At 60.8% G+C, this 12706-nt stretch carries 13 protein-coding genes; 5 read left to right on the forward strand and 8 right to left on the reverse strand.

Annotated elements, in window-relative coordinates:
• Positions 1–31: 31 nt before the first annotated feature.
• Entirely contained in the window at positions 32–928 is an 897-nt protein-coding gene (locus LHU53_RS12230) for an alpha/beta fold hydrolase (RefSeq protein WP_227332935.1), read from the reverse strand.
• 101 nt (positions 929–1029) lie between these two features.
• Between LHU53_RS12230 and LHU53_RS12235 the strand changes: the two genes are divergently transcribed.
• On the forward strand, positions 1030–1800 hold the full coding sequence (locus tag LHU53_RS12235) for a 3-hydroxybutyrate dehydrogenase (protein WP_227332936.1): 771 nt from the start codon (positions 1030–1032) through the stop codon (positions 1798–1800).
• A gap of 66 nt (positions 1801–1866) precedes the next feature.
• Here LHU53_RS12235 and LHU53_RS12240 read toward each other — a convergent pair whose 3' ends face one another.
• Positions 1867–3120, reverse strand: coding sequence for a TIGR03862 family flavoprotein (locus LHU53_RS12240; RefSeq protein WP_227332937.1), 1254 nt, complete (start codon positions 3118–3120; stop codon positions 1867–1869).
• Between the two features lie 76 nt (positions 3121–3196).
• On the opposite strand from LHU53_RS12240, the gene trxA reads away from it, so the two are divergent.
• The 4 genes from trxA (at position 3197) to LHU53_RS12260 (ending at position 7161) form a co-directional block, all read left to right on the forward strand.
• A complete protein-coding gene (gene trxA, locus LHU53_RS12245) occupies positions 3197–3529 on the forward strand; it encodes a thioredoxin TrxA (protein ID WP_227332938.1) in 333 nt (110 codons plus the stop codon).
• 198 nt (positions 3530–3727) lie between these two features.
• Entirely contained in the window at positions 3728–4990 is a 1263-nt protein-coding gene (rho, locus tag LHU53_RS12250) for a transcription termination factor Rho (RefSeq protein ID WP_227332939.1), read from the forward strand.
• 112 nt (positions 4991–5102) lie between these two features.
• Positions 5103–5360: a type B 50S ribosomal protein L31 gene (locus LHU53_RS12255; RefSeq protein ID WP_180127425.1), complete on the forward strand. Its 258-nt coding sequence runs from the start codon at positions 5103–5105 to the stop codon at positions 5358–5360.
• 94 nt (positions 5361–5454) lie between these two features.
• Positions 5455–7161: a hypothetical protein gene (locus LHU53_RS12260; RefSeq protein WP_227332940.1), complete on the forward strand. Its 1707-nt coding sequence runs from the start codon at positions 5455–5457 to the stop codon at positions 7159–7161.
• Here LHU53_RS12260 and phoR read toward each other — a convergent pair.
• From phoR to pstC, 6 genes are read right to left on the reverse strand one after another with little or no spacing between them, the layout of a single operon-like run.
• Positions 7158–8495 (reverse strand): phosphate regulon sensor histidine kinase PhoR, encoded by a 1338-nt coding sequence (gene phoR / locus LHU53_RS12265; RefSeq protein WP_227332941.1) that lies wholly within the window; start codon positions 8493–8495, stop codon positions 7158–7160. The two genes, LHU53_RS12260 and phoR, sit on opposite strands and share 4 nt — an antisense overlap.
• A gap of 23 nt (positions 8496–8518) precedes the next feature.
• Positions 8519–9241 (reverse strand): phosphate regulon transcriptional regulator PhoB, encoded by a 723-nt coding sequence (phoB, locus tag LHU53_RS12270; RefSeq protein ID WP_227332942.1) that lies wholly within the window; start codon positions 9239–9241, stop codon positions 8519–8521.
• Complete coding sequence (phoU, locus tag LHU53_RS12275) at positions 9238–9939, reverse strand: phosphate signaling complex protein PhoU (RefSeq protein ID WP_227332943.1); 702 nt, start codon at positions 9937–9939, stop codon at positions 9238–9240. The genes phoB and phoU overlap by 4 nt, the downstream gene beginning before the upstream one ends.
• Before the next feature lie 19 nt (positions 9940–9958).
• Positions 9959–10738, reverse strand: a complete 780-nt coding sequence (gene pstB / locus LHU53_RS12280; RefSeq protein ID WP_227332944.1) for a phosphate ABC transporter ATP-binding protein PstB — start codon at positions 10736–10738, stop codon at positions 9959–9961.
• Positions 10739–10777: 39 nt separating this feature from the next.
• Positions 10778–11662 carry a phosphate ABC transporter permease PstA gene (gene pstA / locus LHU53_RS12285; RefSeq protein WP_227332945.1) on the reverse strand — a complete coding sequence of 295 codons (885 nt, stop codon included), beginning with the start codon at positions 11660–11662 and terminating at the stop codon, positions 10778–10780.
• Complete coding sequence (gene pstC / locus LHU53_RS12290) at positions 11659–12624, reverse strand: phosphate ABC transporter permease subunit PstC (protein WP_227332946.1); 966 nt, start codon at positions 12622–12624, stop codon at positions 11659–11661. The genes pstA and pstC overlap by 4 nt, the downstream gene beginning before the upstream one ends.
• Between the last annotated feature and the right edge of the window lie 82 nt (positions 12625–12706).

Genomic DNA, 12706 nt, shown 5'->3' on the forward strand with positions numbered 1-12706 from the left:
TGTATCGATTGCGTGTGTAGCCCCATCGGGCTCAACCCAACAGAAAAGACACCACCGCGTCCACCTGGTCGTGCGCCACCAAGGTGGGCGCGTGGCCCACACCGGCAAATTCGATCAGGCGGGCTTTGGGGCCGCGCTGGGTCATGGCGTGGGCGGTGGCGGTGGCGAGCAAGTCAGAATCCGCCCCGCGCAGCAGCAGCGTTTGCGCCGTGATCTGGTCGTAGGCCTGCCACAACATGGCCTCGCCCTGCGCGGCAGACTCGGCGGTGACCGCCTTGAAGGGCTCGGCCAGGGCCGGGTCATAACGCAGCGTGAGGCGCCCCGAGCCATCGTCGGCAGGCTTGATCTGCGGGCGCGTCAGCGTCAGCCATTGTTCAGGCGTGTGCGGGCCGAAGCTGCTGGCAATGGCCCATAACGCATCGGCAGCCTCTTGTTCGGTGTCAAACATCGGCACTTTGCCCAGATATTGGCCGATGCGCTGCAACGCCTGCCATTCAATTGCCGGGCCCACGTCATTGAGCACCAGACGGCGCACCTGGGCAAACGGCGGCAGCTCGGGCTGGCCCGCCACGGCGATGCCCATCAAGCCGCCCATGCTGGTGCCCACCCAGTCCAGCGTGCTGGGCTGCAACTGTGCCAGCAGCGCCAGCATGTCGGCCGCGTAAAACGGAATCTGGTAACCCTGCGGGTCTTTCAGCCACTCGCTCTGGCCACGACCCGCCACGTCCGGGCAGATCACCTGAAGGGCGTCACCTGCCTTGTCGCACAACGCCTGCGCCAGCGTGTCAAAGTCGCGCCCTTGGCGGGTCAGGCCGTGCACACACAGCACCACGTGGCTGCTAGCCAGGTTGCCCCAGCGCCAATAGGCCATACGGTGACCGCCCTGGGCATCGGGGCAATGGATGAATTCAAGCGTCGGATCGGACATGGTGGAGCATCACTGGATAATGACTGCATCCTAATTCAAACCGGATCACCGCCCTACTTTGGCGCCCCCAACCCATCTATTTTTTTGCGGAGAAGACCCCCATGCTCAAAGGTAAAACAGCGCTCGTCACCGGCTCCACCAGCGGCATCGGCCTGGGCATTGCCAAGGCGCTGGCAGCGCAAGGCGCCAACATCGTGCTCAACGGTTTTGGCGATGTGGACGGCCCCACGGCGGAAGTGGCCGCGCTGGGTGTGCAGGTGGCTTACCACGGCGCGGACATGAGCAAGCCCGCCGAGATTGGCGAGATGATGGCCTTTGCAACCGAGAAGTTCGGCCGGGTCGATATCCTGGTCAACAACGCCGGCATCCAGCACGTAGCGCGCATTGAAAACTTTGCGCCCGAGCGCTGGGACGCGATCATTGCCATCAATTTAAGCAGCGCCTTCCACGCCACCCGGCTGGCGCTGCCCGCCATGCAAGCCGCAGGCTGGGGCCGCATCATCAACCTGGCCTCGGTCCACGGCCTGGTCGCCTCGGCAGAAAAGTCGGCTTATGTGGCGGCCAAACACGGCATCGTGGGGCTAACCAAGGTCACCGCGCTGGAAAACGCCACCACCGGTGTCACCTGCAACGCCATCTGTCCCGGCTGGGTGCTGACCCCGCTGGTGCAAAAGCAGGTGGATGCCAAGGCGGCGGCGCTGGGGGTCTCCAATGACGAGGCCACGGGTTTGCTGCTGGGCGAAAAAGAACCTTCCAAACAGTTCACCACCCCTGAAGAACTGGGCGCGCTCGCCGTGTTTTTCTGCTCCCCCGCAGGCAACAACGTGCGCGGTGTGGCCTGGAACATGGATGGCGGCTGGGCCGCGCAGTGAACCCACGGCCAGCCCATCGCGCCTCTGGATATCGCCGCTGCCCCTGATCGACGCGGGACTGGGGCGCTATTTTTCTTGCAGATACTGCAACACGCCCCGCCCCGCGTGCGCGCCGCTGGCCAGGCAGGCGGTGAGCAGGTAGCCCCCTGTGGGCGCTTCCCAATCCAGCATCTCACCGGCGCAGAAGACACCGGGTAAGGCCTCCAGCATCAGTTGCGGGCTCATGGCCTCAAACGTCACACCACCGGCCGTGCTGATGGCTTCGTCCAGCGGGCGCGTGGCCTGCAGCCTGATCGGCAAGGCCTTGATGGCGCCAGCCAGTTGGGCCGGGTCGTGCAGTTGCGCTTTGGTCAGCAGTTCATACAAAATCGCCGCTTTGATTCCATCAATGTGCAGTCGGCTTTTGAGGTGATTGGACAGTGAACGTGTGCCGCGCGGGTGCAACACTTGGGCCAGCACCCAGTCGACCGACCGGTCGGGTAGCAGATCCAACGCAAAACTCGCCTCGCCCCGGGCCAGGAGATCATCACGCAGCAGGTGTGAGGCGGCGTAGATCAGGCTGCCTTCCACGCCGGTGGCCGTGGCAACAAACTCGCCGCGCCGTTGAAAGCGCACACCGTTGGCCGATGGCAATGTGATCGCCACCGACTTGAACGGTTGCCCGGCAAAGTGGCTGGCAAAGTATTCACTCCAGCCACCCGAGACGTCAAAACCACAGTTGGCCGGCAGCAGAGGCGCCACGGTCACGCCCTGGTCGCGCAGCCAGGGCACCCAGGCACCGTCAGAACCCAGCCGGGCCCAACTGCCACCCCCCAAGGCCAGCACCACGGCATCAGCCTGCACAACTTTGGGGCCGTCAGGGGTTTCAAAGCGCAGGCTGGTCGCGCCGTTGCCATCCGCGTTCCATCCGGTCCAGCGGTGGCGCATGAAAAATTGCACCGGTGAACCGATGGCCGGGTGACGCAACTGATGCAGCCAGGCGCGCAACAGCGGTGCGGCCTTCATGTCCACCGGAAAAACGCGCCCCGAGCTGCCCACATAGGTCTCAATGCCCAACGCGGTCGCCCAGGCGCGCACGCCGTCGGCATCCAAGGTCTTGAAGATGGCCTCCAACTCGGCGCGCCGCGGCCCGTAACGTGAGGCAAACCGGTCCGCTGGCTCGGAGTGGGTCAGGTTCAGCCCACCCTTGCCGGCCAGCAAAAACTTGCGTCCCACGCTGGGCATGGCATCCAACACACTGACGCTCACACCGGCTTGCGCCAGCACACTGGCTGCCATCAAACCACTGGGTCCGGCACCTACCACCATCACATGCTTCATGGGTCAAATTACTTTCTCAGATGATTTCTGTCACAATTTCGGCATTCTTTACTCTACATATTCAACAGGAAAAAACATGGCCAGTGAACTGATCAAACATGTGTCCGATGCGTCTTTTGAAGGCGATGTCCTTCAATCGAGCATCCCGGTGCTGGTGGACTACTGGGCAGAATGGTGTGGTCCCTGCAAAATGATTGCGCCGATTCTGGACGAAGTATCGGTGGCTTATGAAGGCAAAGTGCAGATCGCCAAAATGAATGTCGACGAGAACCGCGACATTCCTGCCAAGTTTGGCATCCGTGGCATTCCCACCCTGATGATGTTCAAGAACGGCCAATTGGCCGCTACCAAGGTGGGTGCCATGAGCAAGTCACAACTCACCGCCTTCATCGACCAACACTTGGCTTGATTTTGACAGCCGGGCCTCATCAGCCTACGCCTCCCCGGTGCGTCAACCCGGGTTTTTTCCTGTCATAATTCACCCGCTTGCCAGCCCCCATCAAGGGCATGACAAGGTCTCCGGCAGAGGCTCATGCGACTTGAACACACCAAGTCCAGCCGCCAACCCTCCCCCGTTTAGCACCTCCCCCTTTCACAGCGTCATTCCATGCATTTAAACGAACTCAAGGCACTGCACGTGTCAGAAGTCCTCAAGCAAGCTGAAGATCTTGAGATTGAAAACACCGGGCGCATGCGCAAACAGGAGCTGATGTTTGCCATCATCAAGAAACGCGCCCGCGCCGGGGAACAGATTTTTGCCGACGGTGTGCTTGAAATTTTGCCCGACGGCTTTGGCTTTTTGCGCAGTCCCGACACCAGCTACACCGCCAGCACCGACGACATCTACATCAGCCCAAGCCAGGTGCGCCGCTTCAACCTGCACACGGGTGACATGATTGAAGGTGAAGTGCGCACGCCCAAAGATGGCGAGCGTTACTTTGCCCTGAACAAGCTGGAAAAGGTCAACGGCGGTGGCCCCGAAGAAAACAAACACAAGGTGATGTTCGAGAACCTGACGCCACTGTTCCCCAAGGAACAGATGCGGCTTGAGCGCGATATCAAGAGCGACGAAAACATCACCGGGCGCGTGATCGACATCATTGCGCCCATTGGCAAAGGCCAGCGTGCCCTGATCGTGGCGCAGCCCAAGAGCGGTAAAACGGTGATGATGCAGCACATTGCCCACGCTATCTCCACCAACTATCCCGACAGCTACCTGATGGTGCTGCTGATCGACGAGCGGCCTGAAGAAGTGACCGAAATGCAGCGCACCGTCAAAGGTGAGGTGATTGCCTCCACCTTTGACGAGCCCGCTGCGCGCCACGTGCATGTGGCGGAGATGGTGATCGAACGCGCCAAGCGTCTGGTCGAGTTGAAAAAAGACGTGGTGATTCTGCTGGACTCCATCACCCGCCTGGCCCGTGCCTACAACAACGTGGTGCCATCCTCCGGCAAGGTGCTGACCGGTGGTGTCGATTCCAACGCCCTGCAGCGGCCCAAGCGCTTCCTGGGTGCGGCGCGCAATGTGGAAGAAGGCGGCTCGCTGACCATCATTGCGACCGCGCTGGTGGATACCGGCAGCCGCATGGACGAAGTGATTTTTGAAGAGTTCAAGGGCACCGGCAACTCGGAAATCCACCTGGACCGCCGTTTGTACGAAAAACGCGTGTTCCCCTCCATCCAGCTCAACCGCAGCGGCACCCGCCGCGAAGAACTGCTGTTGCAACCCGAAATTCTGCAAAAAACCCGCATCCTGCGCCAGTTCCTGTACAACATGGACGAGGTCGAGTCGATGGAAATGGTCTTGAAGCAAATGAAGGCCACCAAGAACAACAGCGAGTTCTTCGACATGATGCGTCGGGGTGGTTGATCATTTGGCTGGTTTATAATCCAAGGCTTTTCGCGATAAGTACGAGCGGCTTTGAATTGCACATCGGGTTTGTGCAAGGGCTGACGCGGCTAACGCAACTGATGGAGAACTCATGAAAAAAGGCATTCACCCCAATTACCGCGAAGTTTGCTTCCAGGACATGTCCAATGGTTTCAAATTCGTCACTCGCTCTTGCGCCAGCGCCAAAGAGATGATCACCATGGAAGACGGCCGCGAGCTGCCGTTGTACAAGCTGGACACCACCAGCGAGTCGCACCCCTTCTACACCGGCACACAAAAATCCGTGGACAACATGGGTGGCCGTGTTGAGCGCTTCCGCAACCGCTTCGGCAAAACTGCTGCCAAGTAAGCACACATTTGCGCTCTGCCAAAGGCAGCCGGGTCATTCCGAGCTGCCTTTTTCTTTGCACATTCACCCCCGAAACCCTTCTTCCCCTGTTGTTGTGAATCAACCCACCCCAGCCATCGTTGCGCAGGACGCTGTTCGGCGTTTGCCGCGGCTGGCGTTATGGCTGTTTTGCCTGGCCTATGTGTTGCCCGGTTTTCTGGGACGTGGCCCCTGGAAGCGCGAGGACATCACCACCCTGGGTTACATGCTGGAGTTGGCCCGGGGCAACTCCGACTGGTGGCAACCCACCTTGGGTGGCCGTGGCCCGGAAGTGGATGCCTTGTTGCCCTATTGGCTGGGTGCCTGGGCCATACAGCTGGCCCCTGACTGGCTGAGCGCCGACTGGGCGGCGCGGCTCCCCTTCATGGGCATGCTGATCATCACGCTGATTGCCACCTGGTACGGCGTGTATTACCTGGCACGCAGCCCGCTGGCGCAACCGGTGGCGTTTGCCTTTGGCGGTGAAGCGCAACCCACCGACTACGCCCGTGCCGTCGCCGATGGCGGCTTGCTGGCTTTCATTGCCTGTCTGGGGCTCGCACAGCTGGCCCATGAAACCACCCCGGCGCTGGCCCAGCTGTGTTTTGTCTCGCTGCTTTTTTACGCCACCGCCTCCCTGCCCTACCGGACTCTCACACCCGGTCTGGCTGCCGTGGCCGGTTTGCTGGGGCTGACGCTCTCTGGCGCACCCAGCATGGCATTGGCACTGGGCCTGGGATCGGCGGCGATTTATCTGCTGGAACCAGGCTCGGCATCTGAAGAACGGCCGCGCCAGAAACTGCGGGCTGCGGGGGTGCTGGGGATCACGCTGCTGGGTGCCTTGTTGGCCTCGCTGCTGGGTTTATGGCAATGGCGCATTCATCTGCCGCAGGCCAACTGGGCCGAATGGCAAAGCCTGGGGCGCCTGTTTTTATGGTTCCTTTGGCCGGCCTGGCCACTGGCCATCTGGACGCTGTGGCGCTGGCGGCGCCAACTGTTAGGGGCACGCCTGAGCAGTCGTCACCTGTGGTTGCCGCTGTGGTTTGTGCTGGTGGCGGGTGTGGCCACCCTCACCACCAGTTCTTCGCAGCGCTCCTTGCTGCTGGCCCTGCCCATGCTGGCCACACTGGCAGCCTTTGCCTTGCCAACGCTGGGCCGCAGTGTGGCTTCGCTGATTGACTGGTTCACGCTGATCTTTTTCAGCGGTTGCGCCTTGATCATCTGGGTGGTGTGGATTTCCATGCAAACCGGTTTTCCTGCACAGCCGGCGGCCAACGTGGCGCGACTGGCCCCGGGTTTTGTTCACAGCTTTTCTTTTGTGCCGTTTGTCATCGCGTTGGCCGCCAGCCTGACCTGGGCCTGGCTGGTGACGTGGCGTGCCGGTCGACACCGCGCCGCGCTCTGGAAAAGTGTGGTGCTGCCGGCGGGCGGTGCGGCCCTGTGCTGGCTGCTGCTGATGACCTTGTGGTTGCCGCTGCTCGACTTTGCACGCAGTTACCGCCCGCTGGTGCAGCAAGCCGCGATCGTTTTGCCAGCCCATCCGAGTTGTGTGTCCACCTTGGGCTTGAGCCGCAGCCAGACGGCTGCGTTCACGCTGCACAGCGATTTACCGTTGAAACCCTCAGAATCCGGCGCCAACTGCCCGTGGCTGATTGCTGACGGCGAAGACCCACGCACCACCGCAGGCTTTGTACCCGGCAAGCCCTGGCTGTTGCGCGCCACCATCCGGCACCCGGCCGACCGCAACGAAAAAGTCTTTATTTTTGAGCGTCAAGCGCGCTAAGAGGCTTCACGCAGCCGCACCGCCGGGAAGGTGATGCGAAAACTCGCGCCTTGCCCTGGTTGGCTCTCGATCACCAACGTGGCGCCATGGCGCTGCGCCACATGTTTGACAATCGCCAAGCCCAGCCCGGTCCCGCCCGTTTCACGCGAGCGGCTGCGATCGATCCGGTAGAAACGCTCGGTGAGCCGGGGAATGTGCTCGGGCGCAATGCCCGGCCCGGTGTCCACAACTTCAAACACGGCCTGCCCATCTGGCAAGCGGACAAAACTGACACCAATGTGGCCCCCAGGGGGGGTGTAACGGATGGCATTGCTCACCAGGTTCCCCATGGCACTGTGCAGCTCTGTGACCACACCGGCGATTTCGCCGTGGAACTGGCAGTCAAACGTCAACTGATGCAACGACGCCCCGTCCGTGTTGATGACCTGCGTCAGGGCACGGGCGTCCTGTGCCAACTGCTGCATCAGGGTCGGCACCGAACTCCAGGCATCCACACCCGGCGTCGGGCTGCCCTCCAGTTTGGACAACATCAACAAGTCGTTCACCAGGCTTTGCATGCGCTGCGCCTGCTGCGCCATCAGGGTCAGGTAACTCTCGCGCTCGTCGGCGTCAAGATCCAGGGTTTGCAGCGTTTCGACAAACCCCGCCAGCACCGTCAGCGGTGTACGAATTTCGTGCGACACATTGGCCACGAAATCGCGCCGCATGGCCTCGGCCTGTTCGACCGCCGTCACGTCCCGCGACAACAGCAACATCCGGCCTCCGCCGTAGGGATAAAGCTGGACCGACAGGCGCAGCGGGCGCGTGGGCGTGCTGTCGCGTCCCGCCATCAACAGTTCCCGATCAAAGCTCCGGATGCTGAGGTAGGCGGTAAAGCCGGGGTCGCGCACCAGGTTGAGGATGATCTGCTGCAGGTCGCGCCTGGGATCCAGGCCAAAGTGCGCTGCGGCCATTTGGTTACACCACTCAATCCGGTTTTTGTCATCCAGCAAAAGCACCCCGTTGGGGGAGGCTTGCATCGCCGATAAAAAATCGTGCAGACGGGTGTTGCCGTCCTGAATGGTCCGGTCCTTGTCGCGCAACAAACGCTGGGCCCGCTCCAGGATTTCGCCCCAGACGCCCGACTTCAAGGGCAGCTCCGCTGGCCGGTCCGGCGTCAACCAGCCCAGCACCCGGCTGGCGCGCATCGCATCCAGCGCCAACCAGAGCACACTGCCCAACAGCGCGCCGACGGCCGCTACCAGATAAGGGTCATGCCCAGCCACACCAAACCAGAAACCCAGCGCAGCCCCCAGCAGCTGGACACCGAAAAACACGAGGATTCGCAACAGCATCAACGGCGATCGTGTACCGGGTGCTAGGCCGCTGCTGACACGACGGGCGCGGCCATACCTTGCGTGGTGATGCGGTAGCCCGCACCACGCACCGTTTCGATCATGGCAGCAGCGTGTTCACCCAGCGCTTCGCGCAGACGTTTCACATGCACATCCACAGTGCGCTCTTCAATGAACACGTGGTCACCCCAGACCTGGTCCAGCAGCTGCGAGCGGCTGTGCACACGCTCGGCGTGGGTCATCAGGTAATGCAGCAGCTTGAACTCGGTCGGGCCCAGCTTCACCGGCTGGTCGTCAAAGCTCACCCGGTAGGTGGCGGCATCCAGGCTGAGCCGACCCATGGTCACCACCGTGGCCTCTTGTTCGGGGGCACGGCGACGCAGCACCGCGCGAATGCGGGCCAGCATTTCCTTGGTTGAAAACGGCTTGGTGATGTAGTCATCGGCACCGGCATCCAGACCCGCCACGCGGTCAGGCTCGTCGCCTCGCGCGGTCAGCATGATGATGGGAACCTCTTTGGTCCGCGGATGGTTGCGCCAGCGTTTGGCCAGGGTCAAGCCGGAGTCACCCGGCAGCATCCAGTCCAGCAGGATCACATCAGGCACCATGGCGTCGAGCTCGACCTGGGCGGTGGCACCGTCCATGGCCCACACCGGCCGAAAACCGCTGTGACGCAAATTCACCGAAATCAGCTCCGCAATCGCGGGCTCATCCTCGACGATGAGCACGGCAGGCACACGTCTCATCTCACCACCAGCTCAATCTCGTCCATGGCGGCGTGGCGAACGTCGGCCCCCTTGACGATGTAGATGATCAGCTCGGCGATGTTCTTGGCATGGTCGCCAATGCGCTCAATCGCCTTGGCCAGGAACAGCAGGTCCAGGCTGGGCGAGATCATGCGCGGGTCTTCCATCATGTAGGTGATGAGTTTGCGCACAAAACCATCGAACTCCTGGTCAATCAGGTCATCTTCTTTCAGGATGGCCAGGGCCGCGGTGGTGTCCAAGCGCGCGAACGCGTCCAGCGATTTCCGCAACTGACCCGAGGCCAGGTCGGAGGCGACCCGCAGCTCCAAGGACGGCAGGGACCGCGGTGCCCCGCTGCTGATGATGGACAGCACCATGCGGGCGATTTTTTCGGCTTCATCGCCGACCCGTTCCAGATTGGCGGTGGCCTTGGAGATGGCAATCAGCAACCGCAGATCGCGCGCGGTCGGCTGGCGCCGGGCGATGATGCTGGAGAGTTCGCGGTCAATTTCCACTTCCATGGCATTGACCTTGGCCTCGGCCGCGATCACCTGCTGGGCCACCTCGACACTGAACTGTGACAGGGCGTAAATGGCCTGGCGGATTTGCGACTCCACCAAACCGCCCAGCTCCATCACACGCGAAGAAACCGCACCGAGTTCGCTGTCGAATTGGGACGATAAGTGTTTTTCAGTCATGGGGTTACCTCAAAAAAGACTAACCAAACCGGCCAGTGATGTAGTCTTCCGTTTCCTGGCGATTGGGCTTGAAGAAGATTTGCTCGGTGGCACCAAACTCCACCAGGTCACCCAGGTACATGTAGGCCGTGTAATCGCTGCAACGCGCGGCCTGCTGCATGTTGTGGGTGACGATGACCACGGTGTAGTCCTGCTTCAACTCGATGATCAGTTCTTCGATCTTGGCCGTGGAAATCGGATCCAGCGCGGAACAGGGCTCGTCGAGCAAGATCACTTCGGGCTTGATGGCCACACCGCGCGCAATACACAGGCGCTGCTGCTGCCCGCCCGACAGGCTGGCGCCGTTTTGTTTGAGCTTGTCCTTGACTTCATTCCACAAGGCCGCCTTGCGCAGCGCCCACTCGACCCGCTCTTCCATGTCGGTGGTGCTGAGGGACTCGAACAGCTTCACACCAAAGGCAATGTTGTCAAAGATCGACATCGGAAACGGTGTGGGCTTCTGGAACACCATGCCGACCTTGGCCCGCAACAGCGCCACGTCCTGCTTGCTGGTCAGCAGGTTCTCGCCGTCCAGCACCACTTCGCCATGGGCTTTTTGCTCCGGGTACAACTCAAACATGCGGTTGAAAATGCGCAACAGCGTCGATTTGCCACAGCCTGAGGGGCCGATAAAAGCGGTCACTTTGTTCTCGGGAATCTCCAGATTGATCCCTTTGAGCGCATGGAACTTGCCGTAATAAAAATCCAGATTCTTGACAGCAATCTTGGTCCGCTCTTGTTTCGCAGTCACGGTGGTCATAGTCATTCGATGCCTTTGTTCGTCAGATTGAACTTGTGTTCAGAGTTTGCTTCTGGTCAGCACACGCGCCAGAATGTTGAGGCCCAGCACCGCCAGCGTGATCAAGAAGACGCCTGCCCAGGCCAGATGCTGCCAGTTTTCATAGGGGCTCATGGCGAATTTGAAGATCGTCACCGGCAAGCTGGCCATCGGCTGGCTCAAGGACGAGGTCCAGAACTGGTTGCTCAGGGCGGTGAACAGCAAGGGGGCGGTTTCACCGGCAATCCGCGCCACGGCCAGCAAGACACCGGTGACGACCCCGGCCCGTGCCGAGCGCATGGTGATGCTCAGAATCACCTTCCACTTGGGTGCGCCCAGCGCGTAGGCGGCCTCACGCAGCCCTGGCGGCACCAGTTGCAACATGTTTTCGGTGGTGCGGATCACCACCGGTATCACGATCAGGGCCAGCGCCAAAATGCCGGCATAACCCGAAAACGACTTGAACCGGGTCACCACCACCGCATACACAAACAGGCCAATCACAATGGACGGCGCCGACAGCAAAATGTCATTGACAAAACGTGTCACGTTGGCCAACCAGCCCTTGCTATCGAACTCAGCCAGGTAAATGCCTGCCATGATGCCAATCGGTGTGCCGACAAAGGTGGCCAGCATCACCATGACAAAAGAGCCGTAAATGGCGTTCAGCAACCCACCCTCATCATTGGGTGGTGGGGTCATCTGGGTCAGCGTGGCCAGGGTCAGCCCGGCGGTACCCAGGCGCACGGTTTCCCACAAAATCCAGAACAACCAGAACAGGCCAAACGCCATCGCCAACAGCGACAGGACCAAGGCGACGTTGTTGACCCGCTTGCGCCCGGCGTACCGGTGTGCACGTGTCTCAGCCAGCGCCTTGGCTTGCAGCAACGTTTCGCTGGTGCTCATGACTTGGCTCCTTCATTTTTCTTGAGCTGTGACAGCAGCAGCTTGGACAAGGACAGCACCACAAAAGTAATGAAAAACAGCACCAGGCCCAGATACATCAATGAGGCCTGATGCAAGCCTTCACCGGCCTCGGCAAACTCGTTGGCCAAGGCAGAGGTGATGCTGTTGGCGGCCTGAAACAAACTGAGTGAATCGAGCTGGTTGAAGTTGCCGATCACAAAGGTCACCGCCATGGTCTCGCCAATGGCCCGGCCCAGACCCAACATGATGCCGCCGATGACACCGGCTTTGGTGTAGGGCAGCACGACCTTCGACACCACTTCCCAGGTAGTCGCGCCCAGACCGTAGGCAGATTCCTTGAGCAAGGTCGGCGTCACCTCAAACACGTCGCGCATGACCGCCGCAATGAACGGAATGATCATGATCGCCAAAATGATGCCGGCCGACAAGATGCCAATGCCCACCGGTGGGCCGGAAAACAGGGCTTCCAGATACGGCACGCCCTTGAACATTTTCTGCAAAGGTTGCTGCACGTAGGTGGACAGAATCGGGCCAAACACCAGCAAGCCCCACATGCCGTAAACAATCGACGGAATGGCCGCCAGCAACTCGATGGCGGTGCCCAAAGGTCGCTTCAGCCAGGCTGGCGAGAGTTCCGTCAGAAACAGGGCGATGCCAAAACTCACCGGCACCGCGATCAGCAGCGCGATGAACGAGGTCATCAGCGTGCCATAAATCATCACCAGACCACCAAATTCCTCAGTGACCGGGTCCCAGGTGGTCGAGGCCAGAAAACCCAGACCATACTTGCTGATGGCAGGCCAGGCACTGACGGTGAGCGACAACAAAATGGCAAACAGCAAGCCCAGCGTTAACCAGGCCGCACCTTTGGCCAGCCAGCCAAAGATGCGGTCAGCCAGGGGGCCGGAACGGGCTGTTTTGACAGGAGGTGGATTTGTCATCACGCGCGCATTCGTGGTTGGTGAGTGGATGGGACTCTCTCGCGCGGAAAGTGTAGCTGACACGTTGAATTCTCCTGCTGCC

Source organism: Rhodoferax sp. U2-2l, from assembly GCF_020594515.1.
In the GTDB taxonomy this organism is placed as follows: domain Bacteria; phylum Pseudomonadota; class Gammaproteobacteria; order Burkholderiales; family Burkholderiaceae_C; genus Rhodoferax.